The sequence below is a fragment of the Nitrobacter sp. CN101 genome (assembly GCF_055390255.1).
The window spans coordinates 2,205,683-2,232,593 of sequence record NZ_AP038833.1 but is presented as its reverse complement, the minus strand read 5'-3'; the positions used below and the strand labels follow the sequence as shown (position 1 = coordinate 2,232,593).

Below are 26,911 nucleotides of genomic sequence, written 5' to 3'. Positions count from 1 at the left end.
GATTTTAGGGGCCTGCTTAATTCGCTGAAAAAGGGATTTGTCGTGACATCGCCTGCCCGTGCATCAAAGCTACGAACTGCGGCTTTAAGCGCGAGTCTGGTGGCGGCCGCGCTCTGGGCGGGGATCGCCCATGCGGAGAAAGTCGCCAAAAGTCCCGCGCCGAAGTCTAAACCTTCAGGCCACGCCGTTCCAAAACCCGCCTCCGGCCATGGGCACGGCAAGACCGTCGCTCCGAGCAAAAGCAAGGCCCCCGCAGCCTCGATCATTCAACCCGCCACACGTCAGCACGCCACGCTTCCCGCGCCACCGGCTCGCAAGCCCGCTCCAAGAGCTGCGATGGCCGCAACGTCATCGACGTCGCGCACCGATGTCGCTGCGCTTGAGAATGTCATAGACCTTACCCGCAAGAATAGATTTTCGGAGGCCAACCAGGTCCAGGCCACCATGACAGACCCGGTGGCTCGCAAGCTCGCCGAGTGGATCATCCTGCGCAGCAACGACAACGGCGCGCCGACCGAGCGCTACCGCGCCTTCCTCGACGCCAATCCAAGCTGGCCCTCGCAGACATTCCTGCGCCGGCGCGCGGAAGCTGCGCTATGGGACGACCATCGCGACAGCGCCACTGTGATGGCCTGGTTCGAAAATGAACGACCACTGTCGGGCAAAGGACGCTTTGCTCTGGCAAGCGCACTGCTCACACGCGGAGACCGCGCCCGCGCCGAGCAATTGGTCCGCGAGGCCTGGCGGACAGATACGATGTCGGCCGCGGTCGAGGGAAAAGCGCTGGAGATGTTCGGAGCGCTGATTACGCCGAGCGACCACAAGGCACGCATGGATTATATGCTTTACGGCGAGGACCGCGAAGTCGGAATGCGTGCGGCGCAGCGTCTCGGAAGGTCGCAAGAGGCCCTCGCCAGGGCGCGAATTGCGGCCGATCAAAAATCGTCCAGCCTGCGTGCACTGCTCGAGAGAGTGCCACACGAACTGCACAGCGATCCTGGCTATGTCTTGGCCTACATTCAGCTACTGCGTCGTGAAGAGAAGTTTGCGGAAGCTGCGCGGCTGATGCAGAGCGCGCCGCGGGATCCCAACCGGCTTTACAATGTCGATCAGTGGTGGATCGAGCGGCGGCTCCTTGCGCGCAAGATGATCGACGTCGGAGACTACCGCACCGCGTATCTCATCGCCCGCGACGCGGCGCTCCCCGCGCGCGATATCTACAAAACGGAACAAGAGTTTACCGCCGGCTGGATAGCTCTCCGATTCCTGAAGGACCCCAATACGGCCGCCCGGCATTTTGCGCGCATCGGCGTCGGCAGCGTCAATCCGACCGCGCTGGCGCGGGCCGGCTACTGGCAGGGTCGCGCCGCCGAAGCGGCAGGCCGGATTCAGGAGTCTCGTCGCGCCTACGCGTCGGCGGCGGAACAATCCACCAGTTACTATGGTCAACTCGCACGCGCCAAGCTCGGGCTCCCGCAGATCGAACTGCACAGCGTTCCAAGCAGCCAGTCACGGGGAATCGAGCGGCTAGAGATAGTCCGCGCCACGGTGCTTCTCTACGCTCTCGGCAAAGACGACCTCGCAATTCCGATCCTTGCCGATATAGGCGCAAACGGCGACCCCGATGCGGTGTTGGGGCTTGGCGAACTCGCCGCACGTCATGGCGACGCGCAGGGAATGCTGCTCGCCGGCAAGGCCGCGCTAAATCGCGGATTGCCATTCGATTTCTATGCCTACCCGGTCAGTGGAATGCCGCCGGTCAAATCAATTGGACCGGATGTGGAGCGCAGCATCATCTATGCGATTGCCCGACAGGAAAGCGCCTTCAATCCGTCGGTGGTCTCGCCGGCGCACGCCTATGGGCTGATGCAAGTGACGCCGGATGCTGGACGGTATGTCTGCAAGAAGTACGGCGCCAGCTTCGACCTTCATCGCCTGAAGACCGACAGCGCCTACAATGCTGCACTCGGCGCAGCGGAGCTCGGCGGCCTGCTCGAAGACTATCGCGGCTCTTACATCATCACGTTCGCGGCCTACAATGCCGGCCGCGGCAGCGTCCAAAAATGGATCGCGCGTTACGGTGATCCGCGGGATCCGGGAGTCGATGCGGTGGACTGGGTCGAACTGATCCCGTTCTCGGAGACGCGCAACTACGTGCAGCGAATAATGGAAAACCTGCAGGTCTATCGCGCCCGCTTTGGCGGCGGCTCGAAGTTACAGATCGAGGCGGACTTGCAGCGCGGCGCTAACCAGTGACGTTTGGAGGCGGATAACGCCTCGTGCGGGGCACAGTCCACGTGGAGGAAACGTCCTTGGTGATCCTCCTTGCCGGCTGCGGACCTTCGTTTGCGGAACAAGATTGACGCGAGTGCCTGAAGCAACGGAGCCTGCGCGCAGGCCGGATCAGTCCGTCCCATTGGAGAGCATTTTTGCTTCTAGCTGAATCAGAAGCGAGCTCTGGATTGTTGTTTAACGCATTTTCTTCGCGCGAACCGGCATCTACTTCGCTAAAAAGCGCTAGGGACACTCCAGCAGTACCGCATCCACGCGTGAACGCCGTAATATCGGATTTGTCGCCGCTATCTCCGTCGCCGATGAAAGTATCCAGGTTGCTCGCGACTCGCAGCCAAATGCGTCGGAAGGTTCTTATCAGTGGTTCAGACGATCGTCGTCCTTGTCCCGCTCAGCGGCGGCGCAGCACCTTCCTGAAACTGAGCAAACATCTGGCTTCGCCACAAAATAAAACCCCGGCGGTCTCCCGCCGGGGGTTTATGAGAGTGTGTCGTCAGACGATGTGTCTTACCAGGTGCGCTGAGCGCGGAACATAACAGTCCAGATGTCCTGATCCTTCAGCTGATAACCGCCTGTCGCCTTGTAGACCGCGTAGTTGTTTGGAAGATTCGCCACACCGGCGTGCTTCTGATCCAACATGGAGTACACTCCTTCCGTCGTGAACGTCAGGTTCTTGACTGGCGTCCAGCGAAGGTTCGCACCGACCTGCGCGATGTTGAAATCGGGGTTGCAGGAGGTGAAACCCGCACCAAGGGCCCTCGGAATTGAGACACCGCACATATATGACTTGGCTTCACCGGTGAAGCTGACCGCTGCGTAGGCGCCGAATACCGAACTGCTCCAGTGCGGACTCCAGTTGTGGGTGAAGGCGCCGCGCATGCCCCAGGTCGAGACCAGTTGAAGCTGGCCGTTGGGTGCATAGACAGAATCGGGCGCAAAGCCGAAGCCAACGCTGCTAATGCCGCCGCCGCCGCCGTAGATGAGGTTAGCACCTGCCAAAGCGGTCATGTCCTGGATGTTGTAGCGGGTTGCACCGTTGGTGTAGACACCCGAGACATTGATCACGTCACCCGGACCAGTCGGGATGTTCTTGATCGTCAGAGCGCCTTGACCGGCCCAACCCCACTTGCCTCCGGGACCGCCGCTGGTTTCAACGCCAGTGTAGTAAGCCGGGTTGTTATGATGCCCTGCGAGCGAGGCCTGGAACATACCCCAGGCTTGATCGACGCGGAGCTGGCCGACGATATCCGGAAAAGTGGTTCCACCATAAGCGCTGAGGCCGTAGCCGAGCTGGGGGGTGCCATAGGGGACGGGACCGAAGAAGGGGGGTTGAACATCGAGGACGGCGTTGCCGGGCGGTGTTATCCCGAGGTTTTGAATGCCGGGCTGGTAGTATGCGCTCGGATCCTGCACCCCGATCGAAGCTGATACGCCGTTGCCGAACTCTGTTGTGTAAGTGAACTGGTTCACACCCGTGAGCGCGCCGCCACCGCCGACAAGACCGTCATAGACGTTTCCGGGATATTGCCCCCAGGGAGCACTAAACTGAGAGGCAGCTTTACCGATCGTGAAGCCAGCAAACTGGATGAAGGCGTGGAACACACCAAGCTGGCCGCCGAGTACGCCGCCGTTCGGGTTTCCGTCATATGCACTCCCGCCGACGCGCACACCTTGGTAGCCGCCCGAGGTCCAGGTGAAGACACCCTCGAAAAAGGTACGAACCACGCCGTACTCTGTCGCGGTTCGGGTGTCGATGGTCAGATCCGATCGCGCGCGCCAAGTGAAATCGTTGGAGCTACGGTTCTGCGCACCGGCCTGAAGCCCAGTGTTGCCTTGGAAGATCGTATTCGTATTGACGCCCAGATCGGCGCGCATATAGCCGCCGAGCTTGATGCAGGTGTCGGTGCCGGGGATGTAATAGAAGCCCGCGCCATACAGGGAGCAGACCTTCACGTATTCGACCGCTTTGGCCTTTAACGGAAGATCGGCAGCGTGAGCCCCGCTCATGACGACCAGCCCTGCCGCCGAGCCGAGGTAAAGGCTCTTCATCAAATTCATCGTCAAACCTCCAAGTTGCTCTGCAGGGCGACCGGGTCCGCTAAACGCAGCACTCAAGAGCGTTTCCCCAATTGCGGACTAACCGATAGCATTCGTGCTTGCTGACCCCCGCTCAACACGAGGAGGGACGCAAACGGGCGACCAACAGCGACCATCTAAAACAGAACGACTTTGGGATGCCCCCCTCCGTCGCACGATCAGAATTACCGAACCGTCTTGCACACGCAATGAAGGAAGCTTCGAAATGGAATAAGTCGAAACGATTTTTGGTGGCATGTTGCGCAAATAACACACACCAATCACTTGAATTTTTTCGATAAGCCATTGGTTTGTAGTATATTTTTCTTATAGCGTGTTTGAGGCGTCTAAAACGGCACTTCCGCCCCACATGACAGGCTGTTCGCCTCCCCTTTTCAAACATCGCAAATCATAGACACCTGATTCGATCAGTGGATCGCCGTTTCAAACGCGAAAAAGCTACACGAATTCAACGTTGTATGCTGTATAATACAATGCGAAGACCTGTACTTCTGCACCGCAAATGCAGGGTCAGGTGGCGCCGATCAGCATCGGCATCACATATCTGCGTCACATAGTCCCATGGATTCCATTACGACGCCTTATCTCGCGATCCTGTGCTTGCGGCTGGCGAGCGTGTCAGGCATATCGGTCACCAACGGAGCTGTGGCCGAGTGGCTGAAGGCGGCGGTTTGCTAAACCGTTATAGGGTTGTAAAGCCCTATCGAGGGTTCGAATCCCTCCGGCTCCGCCAATCAATGTTTTATGCAGGTTTCCTGCAATATTCTTCGCAAAATGCTCCCGCATGTGGCGCGGCTGCCGCCAGACATGCTCACCAACCACCCCGTCCGAAAGCTCGGCCGCCAGCCATTCCGGCGAATCCCCTTCGCGCATTTTCGCGATGTGGAAGCTGACGCCCTACTGTCCCTCGAGCGCGACCTGAGATTTGTGCCTACGCCGGTCCCAGGCGGGATGCGCAAGGGCCCTGGCGAAGGAGCTGGGCCGCCAGAATGCGCTTCGGTTCGAGGCCCGCCGGCCTCTATCGGGAGCCTGATCTAAGGCGAGCTCATCTCTGCGGTTGTGTCTGCGTTGAGCTATTCGGCGCATTCGCGCCGGATTTCGGTGGCGTGCCGTGCCCGGTTAAGACTGAGAGACTGAGTAGCATCACGAGCACTGCAACTCCGATAGCCCAGCCGATCGTGGTGTTGTTGACGCGCCTTATCTGGTCCTTCCCCCTGGGGGGATTGTCATGTGGGGATGCCATGTTGCCTGCACTCCATGCCTGTCTAGGAACAACAACCGCACAGGGTTTTCACAGTTCCGGATGTAACCCCGCCCTCGGGCGATCCGGCGTACGGCGCTCAGGCCAAATGGTGGGAAAAGCGGAAGCTGACGAGGGACAAAAAAAAGTGGCCCGACTCTGCAAGAGCGTACCGGCTGTCACTATATGTTCAGCCGTGGGGGCAACAAAAAAAGGAGCTCCCCATGTCCAATCAGAACGAGAAAAATCCGGACCTGCAGCAGCAGAAACAAAGTCAAAATCCGAGCGAGCAGGCCGACGAGGACGAAATCAGGATGGCCGAAATCAGGAAAGCCGTAAGGGCAGATATGATCGACCCGAAACATCCTCAGGGCCAACAAGATACTGAGTATAGCGGTGGCACCTGATAGGGCCGAGTATCGCCGGGTGGCCCGCTGTACGCCTCACGGGGTCTTTTTGCAGGCGGCTCGTCTTAGCGCTCCCGGTTTCGCTTTAACTTCGCCTGATCGACAGTGCAGTCGGCAACTCTCTGCTTAAGATCAACGGGCCACCGCTGCGCACCGCGCATCCGGCCATGTCATACTCGGTCAGCCCGGACGGGCCGCAGCCCGCGAGGATGATAACCTACCATCCTGCCCGGCCGCTTCTATGCGCCACGGCCTTATTGACGCCCTTGGCGTTATCCTCGTCTTGGGCGGCGCTGGTAAACCAAATAGAGCCCGGCTTTTGGCCGGGCTCTATGCTGGACTCGGCATCTCGCCTGTACCGCTGTATTGGTCCCTTGCTTTGTCGAAATAGCCCGACTCGTTATGGGGACGGCAATGACGCACCGGGTAGGTGTCTGCATTGGTGGCCGATGCGTTTATTCGAGTCGATGCCTGCCCTGAGCCGCCAGTCGTGTAGGAGACGACGATCTGGTCTCCCTCATTCAGATCAAGCCCAGAACAATCTGTCCAATCACTGCCATTTGCGCGGGGGATTCGAATGCGCCAACGACGGAATATTCGGAGTAATAGAGCTTTGCCACAAGGGTAACCTCCGCGGGTCTGTGCCCATTTAGAACAAAATGCGTCTAATAAGAGGAATATATCGCGGCCTACCACCAAAGCGCGAATTCATACGCAGTGAAAAAATCAGTACGGATGCTCCACAACCCACATTTCGGTCAACGCTGTTGCTTAGACGCGACCGAACCAAAGATGAAGCGCAGCAGTTTCACCGAATACCAAATCACCGGGATTAGCGTGAGCAACGTCAGCATCTAGACGTGAAGGCCGCGTGGGTCTCGCAGAAGCGTGATCGCATTACGTGGTGGTTCATCGAGATTGGCGCTTGTTTCTTGATTCTAAGCGTTGCATCGAAATAACGTTTAGGTGCTCGACAGTGGAGATTTCAAATGTCCCGGGGCTTTGGCGCGATTCAACGTGCGATACTCGATGCGTTGTCGGACAAATTGATCATCACCCTCTCGACACTTGACCTCGCTCACGTCGTCAACGGCGGGGTGCGCAGCAGGTCGATGATTGCATCAGTTCATCGTGCGCTTCGAACTCTGGAAGCCGTGGGCAAAGTCGTCCGTCTCGATGGGAGATGGGCTCTCGCGTCGCGACAAAGGGAAGCTCGGAGCTTTAGGCGCAGAGGACCTGAGTCGCCTGTGCAGCAGAAAAACGAACGGTTGAAATTGATCTCGAAGATTCTTGGAATGCTAGGATCGTCTCAAGACGGTGAGGTTCTGGCGGCTGCGAAAAAAGCGGAAGCCAAGCGGGTCGAACTAGGTTTGTCTTGGGACGATATCATTCTGGGATCGTCTTATTCGATCAGCTAAGGGGCTATCCTGAAATAGCTTCGACCTAGTGCTTGGCGTTCATTCGGACGAGATATCGTGCGCATGTCAGTTCATTGATGGTCGATGTTTAGCTGACAAGCGTCGCACTTCTTGAGCGTAGTTGCTTTTGCTGCAAGCTATTCCGGGCGACCCGCATCATCGCCCGTTGCACGAATAAACTTTGCTATCTCAACAAGCTTCGAGCTGCCGCGTAGACTGTTTCAGTCAGACAGCCATTTCTGTACGTATGCGTCGATGAGCTCGCGCACGGATTCGGATTTGATCACCAAGCCAAGGTCGATCATTTCCGCACCGATGAACCCGGACGCGGTCTGCGTCGGTACCGGCCCCGGCACGAGTTGGTTGGCTTCTTCTCGGAAGAATACCTCCGCCACCACGCCAGCAAACCATATCGTACGCGCAGCGTCGCCGCGCGGGCGCAGCGGATCGTCGCGCATCACAAAAACCGGGCTGCCGCTCGATCCGGGATACACCGCGGCGTCGATCAGGAATTGCTTGTGCCCCTCAAAATCGAGCTCCAGCGCCGTGGCGGTGGTGCCCCTGCGCAGGATGGGCATGAGATTGACCTGATCCCATACCCCACTGGGATAGCCGACGAACAGGACCTCCTCCAGCGCATCGAAGCCCCGCACCGTTGCCGCATCGGGAATGCGCTGGCTGTCGATCGCGTGGTAATACAGCTGCACGCCGAGATCGCGCGCCGCACGCTCGAGCGGCCGCAGCGGCACGATAGCGAGATCGACCGCGGGGTCGGGATGGACGAACCACGCCGCGGGGAAGTCGTCGATGTTGAGTTGAAAGCGCTGACCGAATGCCGGCTTGCCCTCGCTCGTCTGAGTGAACACTAGGCCACCGCGACGCACGCCCTCGACCAAGTGCCGGTTGGTGACGATAAACGGCGTACTGCCTTTCGCGTGGGCGTGGCTGAGGATGAAGGCCGTGCCCGAGCCGGCGCTGCCGTCCTCGAGTTCGGTATCCACTCGCACGGTGGAGAACAGCAGTTTCTTTGCGATAGAGTCGATTTCCATAAGCTCACCCGTGCGGGACGGCGCGCTGATTCAAGCGCTCTATCGCGGCCACTGCGGCGCGCTGTGCTTCCTCGGCCTCGGCCTCGTTGCCCATCATGGTCAACCGGCCGAAAGAACCGAAGGCTTTGACATCCACCAAGGTGATGTGCGCTGCCTTCTCGGCCTCATTGGCGGCATACATGATATAGCCCGCCGGCTCGACCTCCAGGATGAACATGCTCTTGCCGGGCAGGATCATCGAGCCCTTCCGCAGTTGGCGGTTGATCAGCGTGGCGTGGTCGGGCGTGATGGCGCGGATGATCTCGTTCCACGCTATCTTGCAGCGCAGCCGAGAATCCATCGTGGTGTTGAGCTGCCGCAGGATCAATTCGCCCGCGGCGAGCACTTCGCTCTGATTGCGGAAGTGGAGCTCCATCGAACCGAAAGCGCGCTCGACGACCTGCTCACCCATGCGCACGTTGGTTTTCTTCAGCGCAATATCCGAGAGGTTGTGCACCGCCATGCCGGGGGCGACCTCGATCCACATGCAGGCATCGCCAGGCACCGGTAGAAAACCTTGCGAGGACGTCGCGATATAGGACGCCAGCTGCGGCTGCAGCGCGTCCATGAACACGTAGGTTCGCAGGGTGATCTTCATTCTCAGCCCACCCTCACCGCGTCAGGCTCATGTAGAGCATGGGCAGTTTTTCCGGCAGGCGCTCAGCCTTATCGATAACGGTGAAGTTCTTTATGCCAAAAATGCGCGACACGTATTGGTCGGCATGCGGATCGAGCGACAGACCATAGACCGTGATACCTTGACGGCTCAGTTCTTCCACTGCGGCCTTAGCATCGTGGCGCAGGTATTTCGGATCGGTGACGTCGTTGTCAGCCGGCTCGCCGTCGGTGACGACGAATATGACACGTTTGCTTCTGGGCTGCAGCGCCAGGTAGTGGGCGGCATGACGCAACGCTGCGCCCATGCGAGTGGAGAGCCGTCCTTTCATCCCCGCCAACCGCGCCTTGACTACATCGTCATACGGCTGATCGAAATCCTTGAAGCGGTGGTAATGCACATCGTGCCGGCCGTCAGAGCAAAACCCATGGATGGCAAACGGGTCACCGATACGATCCAGCGCACCTGCCAGCAATACCGTGGCGGCGCGCGTAAGGTCCATCACTGTGTAGTCGTGGCCACGCACCTTTTCGTTTGACGACTCGGACATGTCCAGCAGCACCAGCACCGCCAGATCGCGCAGCGCTCGCTTGTAGCGCATCATGATACGCGGATCGTGCTGCTGGCCGATGCGAATATCGATCATCGCGCGCACCGCGGCGTTGATGTCGATCTCGTCGCCATCCTCCACGTGACGAATGCGCTGCATACCTTGCGGCACCATCGACTCGATCAGGAACTTGAGACGCGAGATCACCGGCTTGTGCTCTAGGATGATACCCTCGATCACCTCCAGTTCGCCCATCACCGGGTGGTACTCAAGCAACGTCACCCAGTTTGGACGCTCGAGCTGGATCTGATAGTCCCACTCAGGATAGTGGAAAGGCTCGGAGACCGGCGGACGGCCTTCCAACGAGTTGATGCTGACGTTCTCCTGATCGAGATAGAACTCGGTCGGAAGCTCCCAAACCTCCTGCGCATCGTCGCCGGAAAACTCGACGTCCACCTCGTTGACCATTTCCATCACGTTGACTTTTCTGCGCACCTGCTGGCGGGTCTCCCAGGTGGCAGCCATCACCTGCGCCTCGTCGTATTCCTCCAGAAACCAGACGGCGCGATTGTCATCACGGTAGATGGCGCTGAGCGCATCCGTAAGCTTGTTGTAGGTAGGCAGGTCGAGTTCGAACAGGCGGTGCGATAAATCCACGCCCAAATTCCAGCTCACCTGATTGCTGTCCAGATCAGACTGGGCACGAAACGCGGCCACACCCTGCTGCACAAACGGATGCGGGTCGGTCGCGTTGAGATCGAGCAAGGCGCGGGCGAGACGATCAAGCAACTCCCCCACGGTCTGCGGCTGGGCCGAATAGTCAAACACCGGATGCAGCGCCAACCAGGCTTGGCGCATCCCGGGGAATTTTCGAATCGCCAATTCCTCCACGCGCGCATCCTCGAACAGCTCGATCAGCGCCATCTGCACCGGCAACAGCTGCTGCATCGAAAGCGGTGTCTGCGTGAATACAAGATGCGCAGCGCAATGGTTGATGGCGGCGCGGTAGACCTCAAGCGCACTGACGATCCGTTCGGGCGCGGTCGCATCGCCCTCGGGTTTATAGTCGTCATAGGCGTCTGCGATGTGGATTACATAATGCTCGATGTACGGCCTGAGCCCTTCGCGGCTCTCGTAATCGCCGGCGGTTGGGCGCAGAAAAAAATCGCGACCCCAGATCGCACGCATGTAGATGTTGAGCCGCCGCTGGATGTCGACGAACAGCGTGCCTTTGCGCTCTTGCTGCAGCACGGCCATCGCATCGGCGCTCTGCAGTCCGAAATACGTCGCCTGCCCTTCGAAATCCGCCTTGTACGCCTGCGCTCCCCATTGCACCCAGCGGCGCAAGCCACCCAGCGTGAGCTGGCTGAGCAGACGGTCGAGATTTTCCAGCATCGGCCGCAGGCCGCGCGGAGCCTGCGCCAGCACGATCTCGAGCACATTGAGGTATTGGCGAAACAGTTCGGCATCGCCCACTCGGTGGGCTGCGAGCGGCGCGGTACTGGCGATCAGCGCCAGTACCTGCCCCGAGGTTTTGGATGCCATGCTCAACAGGAAGTTGACCAGATCTGGCAGCACCTCCTCGCCGATGGCACGCCCGACCTCCGGCATGGACTGGATGAAACTCACCACCAGGTCTTCGCCGCGACCAAGCTCATGCAGCGCTACCGCGCCTTTGAGATAATTATCCAGTCCGCGCGGGCTGAGGGTGCGCGCAGCCTCGTTCCAGGAGGCGCGCAACAATTCTTGCGCACGGCCGGGCAGTTCGTCGAGAAGCTCCTGGAATTCGTCTAGGTGGATGGCCATGATGTGTAAGTTCGGACTGCCCTGGTAATTCTAGCCCGGCCGACCTCTCGTTTCCTTTCTCAACTCGCGCCCGCAAGCCGTCGAAGCCGCTTAGAAATATGTCGTCACCGCGGAATCGAGCGCGTTGCGCATATCGGGATCGTCGGTGATGGGGCGCACCAAAGCCACGCGGCAGGCGGCCAGCGGCGCGACGCCACGGGAAATCAGCGAGCCGGCGTAGATCAGCATGCGGGTCGAGATGCCCTCGTCCAACCCATGGCCTTTGAGGTTGCGCGCATGTTCGGCGATGTGGACCAGCTTTTTTGCCGCTTCCAAGTCGACGCCGCTCTCGTGCACGACGATCTCGGCCTCGACCTCGTGCTCAGGGTAGTTGAAGTCCAGCGCGCCGAACCGCTGCTTGGTCGACTGCTTCAGATCCTTCATGAGCGACTGGTAGCCGGGGTTGTAAGAGATCACGACCTGGAAATCCGGATGCGCTTCGACGATCTCGCCCTTTTTCTCGAGCGGCAGAATGCGCCGCGCGTCGGTCAGAGAGTGGATCACGACCGTGGTGTCCTGGCGCGCCTCGACCACTTCGTCGAGATAGCAAATTCCGCCGAAACGGGCCGCCATGGTCAAAGGTCCGTCCTGCCAGCGGGTGCCGTTGGCGTCGAGCAAAAAGCGGCCGACGAGATCGCTGGCGGTCATGTCTTCGTTGCACGCCACGGTGACCAGCGGCTTGCGGAGCTTCCACGCCATGTATTCAACAAAGCGCGTTTTGCCGCAGCCTGTCGGGCCCTTCAGCATCATCGGCATACGGACCGAATAGGCGGCTTCATAAAGCTCGATTTCATCGGCTACCGCACGGTAGTAGGGCTCCTTGGCGACGCGGTAAGCGTCGAGCCCGGCCGCAGCGCCGGCCGTATCCGTCACGGCGCGGCGGGCCGCGCCGCTCGGCGCAGGGGAATCCGCGGGCACGTGGAAGGCTGGGTTTCGTCGCGGAAGGTAGCCGCGCCTGGTGGGATCGTCACGCATGATCGGGTTCCTGGAAATCTCAATCCGGCCAAATGCGGTCGGGGAACAATTCGTGCTTACTATCCGGCGGCTCCGCCGCTAGTGATTCTGTAGGGGCGCGCTTGTTGGTAGCGGCCTTTGCAGTGGTCGAAGCCGAGCGCGGCGTCTTGCGGGTCTCGGTCTTTTCTTCAGGGATAGGCTCCGCGCCAGTCTTGGCCTGACGGACGCTGCTGGCGAGCTTGTCTTTGATGCTGGTCATGCAAGAATCTCCTCTATGAGGCCTTCGATCTCCGCGACCGCACTTTGGCCGCGCGCCCCTAGTTGGTATGCCGATACGCCCTCAAGCGCAGCGGTCTTGTAGATGCCGCGGCGGCGCACCGGGGTACGCATCACCGGCAGCCCGAACTCGGCCAGCGCCTCCTGCATCGCCGCCGATAGCGCGCTACGCGCCTCGATCTGATTCGGCAGCAAGTAGGCTCGGAGCCCCGGGTTGAGTCGCCGAGCCTCATCGATATCCTGCGGTAGCCGCAGGCTGGCCCACAGATCCATCGGCGAAGGCAGCACCGGAATGACAGCCACGTCGCAGCTTTGCAGCGCCAGCGCCGCCGCACGGCTCTCGACCGCTGGCGGGCAGTCCAACACGACGAACGGATAGGCGCGAAAGTCCCGCCGCAGATCGACCGCGCCCACACCCACGCGCAAGTGCTTGACCGTGGCCGGAAAGGATTGCGTGCCTGCCGCGGCCCATTGCGTGGCCGAGCCCTGCGGATCCAGATCCACCACAACCGCGGATGCACGCCGCGCCAGCCCCGCGCCGAGATGCATGGCCACGGTGGTCTTGCCGGCGCCGCCTTTCTGGTTGATCACCGCGATGACCAGTGGCCCGCCCATCGCTCACTCCCCGCGCCCGGCCAGAGCAGCGATACGCCCGGCGAACTGTTCGTCCTCGGCGCTCAATGCGGCGCCGTCGGCCGCCCCGATCGTAATGTTGACGTAGGTGGTGCCGAAGTTGATGTTCTGCGGATGGCGCTGAATCTCCTCGGACAGTGCCGAAAGCGCGTCGAGGAAAGCGCGGGTCTGCGCATATTGCGCAAACGCAAAGCGACGAAACAACGTCGGCGGCTTGTCGCGGCGCTCCCAACCTTGGAAATCATCAGTCATGGGCGTCCTACCCCGGTTCGATCTGGGTTACGTGATCGAGATGCGCTAGCGCCTCCTGTAGCAAGGCTTCGAATAGCGACGCGGTATCGTTACCGCGCAGCCGACGGCGCGTATGTCAACGCGTCGACAACTGCAGAGTCTCGACCCGAACCGTTGTCCGGCCCAGCCGCGCCGCGGGCAACTGCCCGCCGCAAGGTGTCATACCCAACAGGATCTGCCGCGCCGTCAAACGCTCGGCATGACCCGGCCGCTCCGGCCCGGCGCGCCGCTTGCGTGCCAAATTTTCGGCATCTCCCCAGGAGCGTGCGAGCACGCTTGGACGAGATACTTGCTGCACGCCGCCAACTCTCGATTGAGCGCGCGTGCGAGCCAGCCAGGTTCGCCGATCGACCGCCACGACGTCCTCCGCGCAGGATCAGCTGCGGGTGGACGTGAGCTCGGCGTCGCGACCGCCGCGGCTACCGCCGTTGACCTCGGGTTGGGTCGGCAAGATGCCCTCAACCTCGTTATGCACTCGCGCGATGATGTGCGCGGCCACCAAGCCATCGCCCACGCGCTCGCAGGCGTCAGCCCCGGCACGCACCGCCGCGTTGACCGCACCGGTTTCGCCGCGCACCAGCACGGTTACGTAGCCGCCGCCCACAAATTGCCGGCCGATCAGCCGCACTTCGGAGGCCTTGGTCATCGCGTCGGCCGCCTCGATCGCGGGCACCAGCCCGCGGGTTTCAATCATGCCCAGGGCAATGCCGTTCACGTGTGTTGCCATGTCGTTGTCCTTCCAATTACCAGCAGGAGAAAAAGCCGAGCTTAAGCGCTCGGCGATTTCGGCAGAATGCCTTCGACCTCGCTGTGCACGCGGGCAATGATGTGCGCGGCCACCAGACCGTCGCCCACGCGCTCGCAGGCGTCAGCCCCGGCACGCACCGCCGCGTTGACCGCACCGGTTTCGCCACGCACCAGCACGGTGACGTAGCCGCCCCCGACGAACTGACGCGAGATCAAACGCACCTCGGCAGCCTTGGTCATCGCGTCCGCCGCCTCGATCGCAGGAACCAGTCCGCGAGTTTCAATCATGCCCAGCGCAATACCCATTGTTTCAGCCATCTGTTCACTCCTTGTTGTGTCGAAATAAAAGAATCACAAGCCAGTCACTGCACCCTGGCGCCCGCTACGCGCGCGCCGTTTTGCTCTTTGCTCACCGCGTCATCACTCCTCCTCCCAGCCATCAATGATGCCGCAGATAGTCAGGTCGGTGGCCACTGTTCGATCAGGCATGGCCATACGTGCGGCTGTGCCGGCAGCAGTGAATACCCACTTGCCAGGCGGCGTTCCGACCGGGTCGGTCGCCACCGATAGTTCTCCCTTCTGACCCCTCAGAATCCGAAGCGAAGCAGAGTTCATCTCTGGCACACGCCGGGTGCAGACCAATTCATCGACCACGCGCCAGACTTCCATCACGCCACCTCCGGATTCCAATGGTCGATGATACCGACGATGGTCAGATCGGATGGATAATCCCTGGCCCCAGCCGCGTCGCGCGCCGCGGAGGACCCGACACAAATCACCCAGTCGCCCGGGATGCAGCCGACGGCATCGACCGCGACGCTGCGCGGTCCATTCGGCGTTTCCTGCACGACAAGCAACGGACGATGACCCATGGCATGGATGCGATTGGTCGACACGAGGGTGGTACTTACACGCATGATCTTCATGGCTCATACGTCCTCAATGATCATCGACAGCGTCGTCGGCGACGAAGGCGCAGCGCTCGTCGCCGCCACGTTCGCTCACCGCAATCGCGCAATTGAGTAGACCCCGGGCGGCCAGATCGGGGTAACGCGACTCGATCGCGTCACGCACCCGCCGACCCCGCGCGATCGCCCGCTCGCGCGACTGAGGAATCCGCACGTCGTATTCGAAATGCACCAGAACCGGCACGGGCAGGCCGTGCGCCACGTTGAGCTTGGAGAAGATATTGATCCCGACATCCATGTCGGGCGCGCCTTCCTCGATTGTATTGAGGTGAGCGAAATAAAACAGATTGCGCAATTGCAGCGGCCGCAGCGCTTCACCGGCAACGATGCATTCCTCGTCGTGCCCGATGGTCGCGTAGCGCCCGGTGTGGTGCTTGATGACGTACTCGACCTGCGACAGGTTGGCCTCAGCCAGCGCCAGCACCAGGCGGCGCATACCCTCGTGCATACGGCCGTTGCCCTGGCCCCAGCCACCCATGCCCTCGGCATCGGCAACGATCCCAGCGATACGCGCCCGCGCCGCATCGGGCGCTAGCCCGAGGGTGTCGCGGTAGACCTGCGCGGTTTCGAAGTAGCGGTGCGCGTTAAGCTCGCCGAAGCCATCGGGCAGATGGATGCGCAACGCATCCAGATCCGTGTCAACGCCGATAAGCAACACATCTGGCGCGGCGCCCGCACCGAAAGTCTGGTCGATTGCCGTCCGCAACTCATTCTGCAGGCGGTGCAGCGCCGCCTCGGTGGCCTGACGGTCGTTACTGCCGTGAGCAGCGCAACCCTGGCCGTCGGGCGAGGAACTGCTGAAATGATAGACGGCGATCTTGAGGTAATTCAGGCGATCACCATCGACCATAGCGCCCGACAGCCGCTCGACTTCGCGCTGCGCCCAGTCTGATACATCGACGTCGACATCGAACAGTGCGCCGGCATACGCCTTCACCCGCACATTTGGCCCAGGCAAAATGCGCAGCACGTAGGGGCTGACGCCCTGCAGCCGGCCGTCGGAACAAGGGCTAATGTCCACGGTGTGGTAGCCGCACGAACGAAGGAAGTTCTCATCGAGCGGGAGACGTTGGCGCCAGCCGGCCTGCTCTGTCGACGCATTGTCAACACTCGCCTTCAGAGCGCTGAATATGCAGCGCGAGTGCAGTGCGGACAAATCCAGCCCGCACACCCAGGCGTCCTCGAGCACCTGCGACGGCAGATCGAAGCCGAGTTGCTCGTGGGCAAGCTGCTGCGCGCGCTCCGTGAAATTTCCGTCGTGCTGATACGTCGAGATATGTTTGAGCACATCGACGATGCGGGTAAACCGCGAGCGCACGGTTCGCTCGTAATCGAACAGCATGCGATTGAGATCGCGATCAACCAGCGCATGCTCGCACATCTGCCCGCCGCCGATCATACACGCCGGATGATCGGGCATGGCCGCCGCCACGGGAGCCGCCACAGCAACTGGGCTGGCTTCTCGTCGCAGGGCCTGAAGGCGTTTGCGCGTGTTCATATCCGCGATCCTCAGCCGCGCGCCCCGCCGGAGACGGTCACCACGGCGCCACCACGGGCGTTCCCCGCAGAACCCGTAATCACCGAGTCTGGCACTTCCGGCCGCTCGACTCCGCGAAACGTCACGGCACTAACCCCGACTCCACGCGGCTGACCACGCATAGAAGGATTGCGCGCAAGGCTGGACGAACCCTCGGTACCAGTGACACGGCTGTTACCGTCCCAAGCATCTCCCGAGACGCGCCGACCCTGCTGACTGCCTTCGCCGCTCAAACGACGAGCAGCAGGAAGCGAATGCTCTTCGTCACGCGGACGGCGCGATTGGTCACCGTGCCGGAATTCCGGTGTGCCGGTGATCAGGCCATCGGCCTTGTTGATCGGACCTGTGATGCGCGAACTGCCCATGCCGCTGCCGGTAATGACCTCGGTCTGCCGCTCGCGCGCCTGCCGCGCCGGAATGGTAACGCTGAAATCCCGGGGAGCGGGCGGACGCTGATCCACACTCCGCGAGCGGAAGCGATCACTCATCGCACATTGCCCGGACGCAATATTGTCCAGCCCGAGATAAGGCGTTCCCGAAATCGGCTCACAAGCGCCACGCTCGTCGCCGGTGACCTGCGACCCGCCCGCGCCCGGCCTATCGCCGGTGACGAAGGTGGCCGGAATCACCGCGCTGTCGCGTACCCGCGCAGCCTGTTGCTGACGCTGCGGCGCCTCGCAGAACCCCGTGTACTGGCCCTGACCGATGTATGGGGTGCCACTGATCGGCGCACAGGTCCCGGCCTCGTTTCCGGTGACGTGTTCCGCACGCCCAGCAGCAACGCCCGTGATCGTCTGGCCGCGCAGCGTGGTGTCGACCACGACCTTGCTGACCGGCGAGACTACCGGCAACGCTTCGACTGGACATACTGCGGCTAACTGGCGGGTGCCAATGTAGTCCGTGCCGGTGACGGGTTCGCACCCATAAGACTCGTCACCGGACAATTTTGGGCTTGGGGCAACCTCCGAGCCGGTCACAGTACGACCACGCAGCGTCTGCATCTCCGCCACCTTCTTGGGGCTCTGCGTCTGGCACAGCCCCGCGAAATCGGCAGTGGTGTAGTACTGGCTGCCGGTGATGCTGCGGCAGGAACCGACCTCATTGCCGGTTACCTTGGCCGACCGATCAACTGCGGTCCCCGAGACGACCTGTTCGTCGCGAGTGGACATCACGCTGACCTTTCGCGGGCCTCCCCCTGGTGGCGGCGTTCGACAGAAATCGCGAAACTGTTCAACAGTGTGATACTCGGTGCCGGTAATCGAACGGCAGCTTCCAGCCTCGTCGCCGGTCTGCCGTTCGCTGCGGCCAACCACCGTGCCGGTGACAGGCTTGCCCGCAGCTGTATGCGTGACCGCCACTTTAGGGGGCGCGTCGTCGGTTTCTCCCTGGCTGTAACGCGTGCCAGTGATAGAGCGATCGGCGCCGTGCTCGACGCCTGTGACGCGGCGCGGACGATCGACCAGCGCACCGGTGACGGTTTGGCCCTTGTCGGTACGGGTGAGCGCCACCTTCCCCAGCGGGGCGGACGGCCGCGTCGAACAGAACTGCTCAAAGCGCTCGCTCGAGAGATATTCCGTGCCAGTGACGGGACGGCACGCACCCGGCTCATCGCCCGTGGTCTTGGTGGAGCGCCCCAGCGCGGTGCCGGTGATGCGTTGCTCGCGCAGCGTGCTGCTGATCGCGACCTTGGGCGCTGCCGGCTCGGGCCGGGTGCCACAGATCGTCTGGAACTGCTCGAAACCGATATACTCGGTGCCGGTAATCGCGCGGCAGGAGCCCGGCTCATTGCCGGTCACCTTGGAATTGCGTTCGACCTGGGTACCGGTGACGGTCTGCCCAGAGAGCGTGCGCCCCTCCTCGACCTTGGCCGGCGCATCGACCACGTTACGAGCGCGCACCCGACCGGTCGGGCGCGTACCGGCACCCGACGTCTTGTCGATTCGGCCCGCCAGCGCCCGCACCAACCGATGCTGCATCGCGACCTGACGGCCGGTTGCGCCTTTCAGCATGGCACTCTGCCAATCCTGCGCCGGCATCGAAGCGGCGATCCGCGTCGCTTGGGCGATGCGCTTCAGACCCTTTTTGCCATCTTGGTTCAGCGCAGCACGGCGCATTTTAGCGAGCGCGCGGCCGGTCGCCTCCGGCGCGCTCACGGCTGCACGCGCGACCGCCGGAGTATCGATTTGCACCGCTTCAATCTGCGCTGCTTCCTTCCGCTGCGCGCCGTGGCTACAGCCACACTGTCCGCCGCAACTGCATTGCCCGCCGCAGCCGCAACCGCAATCGGAGCCACGCACCTCAGCTTGAGCCGTACGGCTCGGGCGCAAATGCGCCGCCGGACGAGATGCCGCGCCCTGCCCGGCGTTCTTCAACCCGGCCTTACCAACCGTGGACAGCGCCTGCCGTCGGATTCGCGCCGCGGACTTCGATGTCACCGGTTGATTAAATGCGGCCGATGCAGACGCCACCGCCGATGCGGCCGTAGCAGCACCGCCGTGATGCGCGCTAACAAGATGCGCCGCATTTAGCTGCAAGCGGCCGGCGGCGGAATGCTTGACGGTTTGCGCCATCGAGACGGTCCCGGCCTTGCCGTGACGCGCCATAGCCTGCCGGCGCTGGAGCGCCAGTTCACGGCCGGATAGAGTTGCAGTGGCATGACCGGGGGCGACGTTTGTCATTCGGACCTCAGCACAAAGAACCCGATGAAGGAGCGGCGCCAAAGCGCCGCGCCACGTTCAAATCATGGGCGCCGAATCGAGTTGGCTCCAGCGCCCACTTCATCAGCGATACACCACGAACGCCATGCCCTGGCTCTGGGCGTAATTGTCGTACGCAACGAAACGCACCATCTGATCCGGAAACTCGCGGTGGCAGGCCTCGATTTCGGCCACTACGGCGTCAACGGACTGCTCGCCGAACAGCGGCAGCTTCCACATGTACCAGTAGCTCGCCTTGGCGGGCGTGCCCTTTTCGGTGTGTTCGACCGCCGGATTCCAACCCTGAGCAATCGCGTGGGCGATCTGACGGCGCACCTGCTCGGGCGTCATCTGCGGCAGATAGGAGAAGGTCTCGTATTTCTTGAGCGAACGGTAAGCTTGAACAGCCATGACTTAGTCCTTTCGATTTTTGCTGGGCGGCGGCGCCCAATGGGGGCGCTGCCGACCCTAGCCGGCGACCGGTTACTTGTTGGCGACGGCGAGCTTGTCCATGGTTTCAAACTCGAACTTGATCTCTTTCCACGTTTCCATGGCGATCTTCAGTTCGGGCGAGTGAGCGGCGGCAGCGGTGAGGATATCCTTGCCTTCCTTCTCCAGATGACGACCCTCGCCGCGCGCCTGGACGCAGGCTTCGAGCGCCACACGGTTGGCGTGCGCGCCAGCGGCGTTGCCCCAGGGATGGCCCAGCGTGCCACCACCGAACTGCAGCACTGAATCGTCGCCGAAGATCGTGACCAGCGCAGGCATGTGCCAAACGTGGATACCACCGGACGCCACGGCGAAGCCGCCCGGCATCGAGCCCCAATCCTGATCGAAGAAGATGCCGCGCGAGCGGTCTTCGGGAACAAAGGATTCGCGCAGCAGATCGATCCAGCCCAGGGTGGAAGCACGATCGCCTTCGAGCTTGCCCACGACGGTGCCGGTGTGCAGATGGTCGCCGCCCGACAGACGCAGGATCTTGGTCAATACGCGAAAGTGGATACCGTGATGCGGGTTGCGATCGATCACCGCATGCATGGCGCGGTGGATGTGCAGCAGCATTCCGTTGTTGCGGCACCAGTTCGCCAGACCCGCGTTGGCGCAAAGCCCGCCAGCGAGGTAATCGTGCATGATGATCGGAGCGCGGATTTCTTTGGCATACTCGGCGCGCTTGTACATTTCCTCAGGCGTTGGCGCGGTCACGTTGAGATAGTGACCTTTCCGCTCGCCGGTCTCCTGTTCGGCTTTTTGAACCGCCTCCATCACGAAATCGAACCGATCACGCCAGCGCATGAAGGGCTGGCTGTTGATGTTCTCGTCGTCCTTGGTGAAGTCCAGACCGCCACGCAGCGCTTCATAGCAGGCGCGGCCGTAGTTCTTCGCGGACAGACCAAGCTTCGGCTTGATGGTGCAACCCAACAGCGGGCGGCCGTACTTGTTAAGCTTGTCGCGCTCGACCTGGATACCGTGCGGAGGACCACCGCAGGTCTTCACGTAAGCGATGGGGAAGCGCAAATCTTCCAGACGCAGAGCCCGGACAGCCTTGAACCCGAACACGTTGCCCACCAGCGAGGTGAACACGTTGACAACCGAACCTTCTTCAAAAAGGTCGATGGGATAGGCAATGAAAGCGTAATAGCAGGTATCGTCGCCCGGCACGTCTTCGAGGCGATAGGCGCGTCCCTTGTAGTAATCGAGGTCGGTCAGCAGATCGGTCCACACTGTGGTCCACGTGCCGCAGGACGATTCGGCAGCAACCGCCGCCGCCGCTTCTTCGCGATCCACCCCAGGCTGCGGCGTGATCTTGAAACACGCCAAAATATCGGTGTCGAGAGGCATGTAATCCGGCTGCCAGTAGCTCTGCCGATATTGCGTGACGCCCGCCTGGTACGATTTGACTGCCATATTCGAGGACTCCTTCATGCGCGCTTTTGCGGTAAGCGAACTGCGATAAGCGAACGACGGGCGAGGACCTACCGCGGTGCGGTGGCCATCCCCCCACCCGGCCCGGGGATGACGTTCGTGGGTCTCAGCAAGGCCTGTGATTCAGCCAGCCCAGCGATTCACGAGTAAAGAACATAGAAGAGGATGGGCATAAACACTAATTGATATTTTTGATCGAATGCATTAGTGTCACTTATGTATCGACCATGCATCTGACCCTGAGACAGCTCCAGATCTTCGACGCTGTGTTGCAACAGCAGAGCTTTACACGCGCGGCCGAAGCGCTGCACCTCACGCAGCCGGCGGTCTCGATGCAGATGCGACAGCTGGAAGAGCAGATCGGCGTACCGCTGTTCGACCACGTCGGGAAAAAGATCCATCCGACCGATGCAGGTCGCGAGTTGCACCGTCATACCACGCTCCTCGGCGCCAAGATGCGCGACCTCGAGTCGGCGATGGAGGAGTTCCGTGGCGTCCATCGCGGAGAACTCGACCTCACCGTGGCCAGCACGGCCAACTACTTCATGCCAAAGCTCATCGCAGCTTTCTGCGCCTGCCATGCGAGGGTGCAGGTGCGGCTGCAGGTGTCCAACCAGACGCATATCCTCGAGACGCTCTCAGCGGCGAACCAGGACCTGGCCATCATGGGACAGCCGCCCGAGGACGGTGAGCTCGTCGCGCGCGCATTTCTCGACAACCCGCTAATGGTCATCGCCTCGCCCGAGCATCCGCTGGCCGGACGCCGGAAGATTCCGCTGGTGGAATTGGGTCACCAGCCGTTCATTACACGCGAACCCGGCTCGGGCACACGAAACGCCGCGGAGCGTCATTTTTCGCGTCTTGGGGTGGAATTCCACTCGGTAATGGAGATGAGCAGCAACGAGGCCATCAAGCAGGCTGTCGAAGCTGGACTGGGGCTGGGCATCCTGTCGCTGCACACCCTGGAATTGGAGCTGGCGATACGCCGCCTGGTCACCCTCGATGTGGAGAGTTTCCCCATCGTGCGGCAATGGTTCGTCGTGCATCGCAAGGGTAAGCGGCTGTCGGCGGTGGCGCAGTCCTTTCTGGCGTTCATCAGCCAGCAAGCGCGGCCGCTGGCCTCGCCCAAGCATCCGCAGCAATTCCGCTCACGCCATGAACTTGACCAGGCGACCGACCTGGATGTCGCTGACGAAAAGCACTCCTGAATGGGCCTCGAAAAACGGCTGGAAACCCTCGAGCAGCGGATCGAACAGACTTTGCGGCACGGCGGCGATGATCATGATGAGAACGTCATCTTCATTGAACATCAAATGCCCTTCGTACATGCCGTGGGCACCCTTCCCGGACAGATTGCCGATGATGGTGTAGCCCTTGACCCCAGCGCGATCGAGCAAGTCGGTGGCGAATTCCCTGTGCTCGCCCTGGAGAATGATTTCAAGCTTTTTCAGCGGATGCAGTTTGATCTCGTTCATGCGGAGTGTTCCTTCTCGGCAGGAGCAATCAGAGCCGGACGCTCTTCCCACTGGCCATTGTTGAAGACAAAAGGCTTGTAACCCTGAGTGGGGTCGATGACGATGGCGCGAATCCACCCGCCAAGCACCAGACTCTTGACCTTGACCACGCGTTCGAGCACACGGCCGGCAAAGTCCAGCGGCGCCTCGATCAGCGCGATCAGGCGCATCGGCTCGTGGTAAGGACGTCCCTCGCGCATGACCGTCTGCATTGGCAGGCCGGTCCGCAGATCGCTCAGGTTACCGGTCATCACGCCGAAGCGTCCGGACACATTGTGGTAGACCTTGCTGCCGCTGCCCAGATGGGCATTGTCCACGGTGGAGAAGAAGTGTTCGAGGTTGATCCACTGGCCCACCACCACCGGGGCAGCGAGCAGATTTTCCAGCAGCCGGCCCTTAGGGTCGCAGCGCCAGTCGTAAGATAACAGAAAGGCGGTGCCCTTTAGATCCGCGTTTTCGGTGAGCGCGCGCCGGCCGACGATGCCGTATACGTTCCCCGACAGCCCCCACTCCGGCCGGACCTGCGCCCAATCCACCGCCAAGCGGTTCGCCAGGCGCCAGGCTTCCGCCGGCTCGATCGCCTTCGCCTCCGGCAACAGCTTGGGCATGCGCTCGGCCGCCGTCAGGCGCGAGGCCGCGCGCAGGCCTTCGCGCAGGCGCTCCAGATACACCAGATGGCGCGGCGGCAGCAGGTCGAGGTCGGCCAACTCGATGGCATCCGTGGTGGTGACGTGCAGCGCGGGCATGAACCAGGTGTCTTCCGGAATGGTGATGCCCATGGCCGCCAGCCGCTCGCGCACCGCGGCCTTGTTGGCCATCTGCGCGAACACCCGGGCATTAACCAGGCCGCTCGCGCCTCCGCAGGCGCCGCAGTCCAGCGCCGACTCGTAGGGGTTGTTCTCGGTCTTCCCACCGTGGCCGACAACGAGCACGAAGCGCGCGAAGGTATGGGTCAGCCCGATCATCGTCAGGGCCGTGTGCACATAGTTGACCTGCTCGTCGAGCGAGTAACCTATGCGCCCCAACCGTTCGAGCTGATGATTGGTGTAGTCGGCATCGACACCATATGCCTCGCGCAGCTTGTCGATGAACTCGACCTCCTGCGTCTGAGGCACGCGGAACTCCGTGCGCAACCGCGTCGGCCCGTCGCGGTGGCGCAGCGCGATTTCGCGCAGTTCGCGGATCATGTCGTCATCCACCCGCTCGCGCTCGATTTTCAGTTCCTCATGCAGCGCCTTAACGATCATCGCTCGCTGCAGCGTGCGAATGATGGAGTCGGCCTGCTCGCGGGTGAGCTTGTCCACCAACAAGCGGGTGACCGGCTTTTCTGTATCGATGCGGCTGCGCCAGCGGTTGTAGGCCAGCGGCGCCAGGGTTTTGCCGAACAGGTCCAACCCGAACAGCATACCCACCGCCTCCACCGTGACGTAAGGCGAGAGCACCGATTTCTTGAGATCGTGCAGCGCATGGCCGAGGGTGGTGAGGAAATCTTCGTTGTTGGGATCTAGTGCGGCAGGCAGCTCCAGCACCAGGTTCTTGGGCGTGATCACCGCCGGACAATAGTGACTCTCGCTGCCCTTGCCGTAGCCGAGGAAGCCCACGGGGACACCGAAGAATCCGGCGATGCCGAAGGTCTTGTAATTTCCCACGCGCTCCAGGTGGCGGCGGATAGGCTCGGCGCGCACGTCGATGCAGAACCAGGCCTGCGCGAACGGCGCCTTGTCGGACGGCGAGTCCTGCGGCGCTTGCACCTGCGTAAGCAGCCGGTCGATGGACTGCGCCTCCATCGCCAGGGTCCACACCATGCCTTCCTGCTGCGCGAACTCCCGCAAGCCCTGCAACAGACCCGCGACGTCCTCCGGCGTCAACGCATCGAGCGCCGCGGTGGCATTCGCCGCGGTGGCCAGCTCGCGCAACGCGGCGGCTTGTTCCTGCCCAAGTTGAGTATGCCACAACGGCCAGTAGCGTTGCAGGAGATCATGGCAGCGGGTGCCGTTGCCGCGCGACAGCGTGTCGTCGATGCGCTGCGCCCAATTGGGCAACACCTCGCCACTGTGCAGCGCATAGCGCAGTACGCTTTCCGCACCACGTTCGCGCAACACGCTATTGAGCTGCTCACGCCGGACCGGCGTGCCGCGACTGCGCGCACTCTCCTGCAGCAACGCCAAGCCCATTACGAGCCGAATTGCCAGAAGATCGACGATGTCGGCGGGGTACTGCTGCGCCCAATAGTAGTGCTTGGCCGACGCGCGCCAACGCACAAAGCCGGTCCAGCCATGCAACCGGGTGAGCACGCGCGTGAAGTAGATCGGCCAAGTATCGGCGCTGATTCCCATCTCCTCCATGACGTACACGACGGCGCTCTCGGCGTCCTGCACCAGATCGAGAATGCGTGGCATGTGTAGCCCGCGCAGGAACATACGCGCATTGCGCCGCGTGAGCTCGCTCCAGGCAACGAACAGGCCGCGCTCGCGCCCGGGCATACGCCAGGCAGACTGGTCTTCGTCGAAAAAATCCAGGCAGTTTTTGATCACCAGTTCGTCGAGTTCGTCGGCCAGGCCGGTGCCCCACATTGCGTCGACCGCCTCGGGCAATGTGCGCGCGTGCAGGCGCTGCTCAAGATCCGGCAGCAGCGCCGCAACGTCGACAGCCTCCGCGGAAGACGGCCGACCGTGCAGCGCAGCGTGCACGTCCTTAGCCCGCACGCCCCGCACCACCACGTCGCGGTCATGCGGCAACTGCATCAGCGCGTACAGCCAGCGAGGCCAGTCGATGCCCGGCACCGAAGGCAAGTCCTGCAACCGTCGCCCGATTTCCTCGGTGAGCGTATCCTTCCGTACTTTGCCGTCGCGCTGCCACTGCTGATAGTTGCTGCGCGGCAGGAACATGCGCGCGTGGAACAGCTCCGCACCGCGGCGCACCGCCTGTTCGAACGGCATGTGCTCGAGGCCGTAGAGCGGGTTGTGGTGAATGAAGGTACGCATCGGCCAGAAAAACGGCACCGGCTCACCCGCCACATAGGCGGTCGAGCGTACCCGCAGACGCCGGCCGAGGTTCAATGCATCCACCATGACCACCCTCCGATCGAACCCAGCACTGCGGCAACGGCTGCGAGCATCAGCAACAGGCCAGTGCTGAGTGACAAGTCAACTGCGCCCGCCGGGCGCGGCCATTCTTTCCCGAACAGGCCATGCTGCCACAAGATTGCGACCGCCCAGCTCCACAGCAACCACACCGCAAGCACGACAGCCACCAGACCAGCGGGAATCTGCTGCAGCACCGCAAACATAGCGAAGAACCCGGGGAAAGGAGGTGCCGCCAGAGCCGCGAGCAAGGTCAGCACCAAGGCGCAGGTCAGGCGCGGAAAGGCCGGGCCGATGCGCCCACGCAGTCCGAGATACGCCCCTCCGAGACGCTCGCTCAGGCTGGAGCCGAGAACCATCAGCAGCGCAGCGGGGATTGTCACCGCCAGAGCCACGAACATGAGGGCTTTACCGTGCAGACCGTGCAGCCACGCCAGCCACACCAGCGGCCAAGCAGAGGTGGCCTGCAGCCGCGCCCAAATGAACACCTCCTGCACCGCAAGCAGCCGCCATGCATAGAGCAGCGCGGTGAACGCTGCCAATAGCTGCAGGGGAGTTATGTATTGCTCGGGTGGCGCGGCCGCCCGGTCGAGCAACAGCACCCCCGCAATGGGAAACGCCAAAAGCACTGGAGCGCGCAACCACACGGGTAGCGCCTGGAGCCCGGCGTTGAACAACATGCTCAGGGGAAACAGCGGCAGCAGGATCAAGGCAAGGAGCAGAGCGATCATGGCGG

Annotated in this window: 23 protein-coding genes and 1 tRNA gene; 4 read left to right on the top strand and 20 right to left on the bottom strand. The window is 61.8% G+C overall.

The window, feature by feature from the left end:
* The first annotated feature begins 42 nt into the window (after positions 1-42).
* Positions 43-2,256 carry a lytic transglycosylase domain-containing protein gene (locus tag ACZ5IL_RS11100; RefSeq protein WP_464591384.1) on the top strand — a complete coding sequence of 738 codons (2,214 nt, stop codon included), beginning with the start codon at positions 43-45 and terminating at the stop codon, positions 2,254-2,256.
* A gap of 543 nt (positions 2,257-2,799) precedes the next feature.
* Here ACZ5IL_RS11100 and ACZ5IL_RS11095 read toward each other — a convergent pair.
* Positions 2,800-4,350: a porin gene (locus ACZ5IL_RS11095; RefSeq protein ID WP_464591382.1), complete on the bottom strand. Its 1,551-nt coding sequence runs from the start codon at positions 4,348-4,350 to the stop codon at positions 2,800-2,802.
* 678 nt (positions 4,351-5,028) lie between these two features.
* On the opposite strand from ACZ5IL_RS11095, the gene ACZ5IL_RS11090 reads away from it, so the two are divergent.
* A tRNA-Ser gene (locus tag ACZ5IL_RS11090) sits at positions 5,029-5,122 on the top strand.
* A gap of 731 nt (positions 5,123-5,853) precedes the next feature.
* Positions 5,854-6,036, top strand: coding sequence for a hypothetical protein (locus tag ACZ5IL_RS11085; protein WP_464591380.1), 183 nt, complete (start codon positions 5,854-5,856; stop codon positions 6,034-6,036).
* A gap of 1,639 nt (positions 6,037-7,675) precedes the next feature.
* Here ACZ5IL_RS11085 and ACZ5IL_RS11080 read toward each other — a convergent pair.
* The 16 genes from ACZ5IL_RS11080 to ACZ5IL_RS11005 form a co-directional block, all read right to left on the bottom strand.
* The gene (locus tag ACZ5IL_RS11080; protein WP_464591378.1) at positions 7,676-8,503 is read right to left on the bottom strand and encodes a S1 family peptidase; all 828 of its coding nucleotides are present in this window, start codon (positions 8,501-8,503) and stop codon (positions 7,676-7,678) included.
* Between the two features lie 4 nt (positions 8,504-8,507).
* A complete protein-coding gene (locus ACZ5IL_RS11075; protein WP_425904862.1) occupies positions 8,508-9,140 on the bottom strand; it encodes a hypothetical protein in 633 nt (210 codons plus the stop codon).
* 13 nt (positions 9,141-9,153) lie between these two features.
* Positions 9,154-11,514 carry a nitric oxide reductase activation protein NorD gene (locus ACZ5IL_RS11070; protein WP_464591376.1) on the bottom strand — a complete coding sequence of 787 codons (2,361 nt, stop codon included), beginning with the start codon at positions 11,512-11,514 and terminating at the stop codon, positions 9,154-9,156.
* A 90-nt stretch (positions 11,515-11,604) separates the two neighbouring features.
* Entirely contained in the window at positions 11,605-12,528 is a 924-nt protein-coding gene (locus ACZ5IL_RS11065) for a CbbQ/NirQ/NorQ domain-containing protein (protein ID WP_464591374.1), read from the bottom strand.
* Positions 12,529-12,547: 19 nt separating this feature from the next.
* Positions 12,548-12,766, bottom strand: a complete 219-nt coding sequence (locus ACZ5IL_RS11060; RefSeq protein WP_464591372.1) for a hypothetical protein — start codon at positions 12,764-12,766, stop codon at positions 12,548-12,550.
* A complete protein-coding gene (gene parA / locus ACZ5IL_RS11055) occupies positions 12,763-13,398 on the bottom strand; it encodes a ParA family partition ATPase (RefSeq protein ID WP_079446738.1) in 636 nt (211 codons plus the stop codon). The genes ACZ5IL_RS11060 and parA overlap by 4 nt, the downstream gene beginning before the upstream one ends.
* Before the next feature lie 3 nt (positions 13,399-13,401).
* Entirely contained in the window at positions 13,402-13,668 is a 267-nt protein-coding gene (locus tag ACZ5IL_RS11050) for a 4a-hydroxytetrahydrobiopterin dehydratase (protein WP_464591369.1), read from the bottom strand.
* A gap of 115 nt (positions 13,669-13,783) precedes the next feature.
* On the bottom strand, positions 13,784-14,065 hold the full coding sequence (locus ACZ5IL_RS11045) for a hypothetical protein (protein WP_464591367.1): 282 nt from the start codon (positions 14,063-14,065) through the stop codon (positions 13,784-13,786).
* Between the two features lie 18 nt (positions 14,066-14,083).
* Complete coding sequence (locus ACZ5IL_RS11040) at positions 14,084-14,401, bottom strand: BMC domain-containing protein (protein WP_274533958.1); 318 nt, start codon at positions 14,399-14,401, stop codon at positions 14,084-14,086.
* A gap of 74 nt (positions 14,402-14,475) precedes the next feature.
* Positions 14,476-14,772: a BMC domain-containing protein gene (locus tag ACZ5IL_RS11035; RefSeq protein WP_009797089.1), complete on the bottom strand. Its 297-nt coding sequence runs from the start codon at positions 14,770-14,772 to the stop codon at positions 14,476-14,478.
* Positions 14,773-14,874: 102 nt separating this feature from the next.
* Positions 14,875-15,123, bottom strand: a complete 249-nt coding sequence (locus ACZ5IL_RS11030; RefSeq protein ID WP_309772882.1) for a carboxysome peptide B — start codon at positions 15,121-15,123, stop codon at positions 14,875-14,877.
* Complete coding sequence (locus tag ACZ5IL_RS11025) at positions 15,123-15,380, bottom strand: carboxysome peptide A (RefSeq protein WP_079446743.1); 258 nt, start codon at positions 15,378-15,380, stop codon at positions 15,123-15,125. The genes ACZ5IL_RS11030 and ACZ5IL_RS11025 overlap by 1 nt, the downstream gene beginning before the upstream one ends.
* Before the next feature lie 13 nt (positions 15,381-15,393).
* Positions 15,394-16,920: a carboxysome shell carbonic anhydrase gene (locus tag ACZ5IL_RS11020; RefSeq protein WP_464591364.1), complete on the bottom strand. Its 1,527-nt coding sequence runs from the start codon at positions 16,918-16,920 to the stop codon at positions 15,394-15,396.
* 11 nt (positions 16,921-16,931) lie between these two features.
* Entirely contained in the window at positions 16,932-19,637 is a 2,706-nt protein-coding gene (locus ACZ5IL_RS11015) for a CsoS2 family carboxysome shell protein (protein WP_464591362.1), read from the bottom strand.
* A 102-nt stretch (positions 19,638-19,739) separates the two neighbouring features.
* Positions 19,740-20,066, bottom strand: coding sequence for a ribulose bisphosphate carboxylase small subunit (locus ACZ5IL_RS11010; RefSeq protein WP_011315232.1), 327 nt, complete (start codon positions 20,064-20,066; stop codon positions 19,740-19,742).
* 72 nt (positions 20,067-20,138) lie between these two features.
* The gene (locus tag ACZ5IL_RS11005; RefSeq protein ID WP_040673904.1) at positions 20,139-21,560 is read right to left on the bottom strand and encodes a form I ribulose bisphosphate carboxylase large subunit; all 1,422 of its coding nucleotides are present in this window, start codon (positions 21,558-21,560) and stop codon (positions 20,139-20,141) included.
* Positions 21,561-21,805: 245 nt separating this feature from the next.
* Here ACZ5IL_RS11005 and ACZ5IL_RS11000 point away from each other — a divergent pair, with 245 nt between their 5' ends.
* Positions 21,806-22,786 carry a LysR family transcriptional regulator gene (locus ACZ5IL_RS11000; protein ID WP_464591359.1) on the top strand — a complete coding sequence of 327 codons (981 nt, stop codon included), beginning with the start codon at positions 21,806-21,808 and terminating at the stop codon, positions 22,784-22,786.
* Here the strand turns inward: ACZ5IL_RS11000 and ACZ5IL_RS10995 are convergent.
* From ACZ5IL_RS10995 to ACZ5IL_RS10985, 3 genes are read right to left on the bottom strand one after another with little or no spacing between them, the layout of a single operon-like run.
* Positions 22,727-23,053 (bottom strand): P-II family nitrogen regulator, encoded by a 327-nt coding sequence (locus ACZ5IL_RS10995; protein WP_079446747.1) that lies wholly within the window; start codon positions 23,051-23,053, stop codon positions 22,727-22,729. The two genes, ACZ5IL_RS11000 and ACZ5IL_RS10995, sit on opposite strands and share 60 nt — an antisense overlap.
* Entirely contained in the window at positions 23,050-26,163 is a 3,114-nt protein-coding gene (locus ACZ5IL_RS10990; protein ID WP_464591356.1) for a DUF2309 domain-containing protein, read from the bottom strand. The genes ACZ5IL_RS10995 and ACZ5IL_RS10990 overlap by 4 nt, the downstream gene beginning before the upstream one ends.
* Positions 26,148-26,906 carry a hypothetical protein gene (locus ACZ5IL_RS10985; RefSeq protein ID WP_464591354.1) on the bottom strand — a complete coding sequence of 253 codons (759 nt, stop codon included), beginning with the start codon at positions 26,904-26,906 and terminating at the stop codon, positions 26,148-26,150. Before ACZ5IL_RS10985 ends, ACZ5IL_RS10990 begins: the two co-directional genes overlap by 16 nt.
* Positions 26,907-26,911 lie beyond the last annotated feature (5 nt).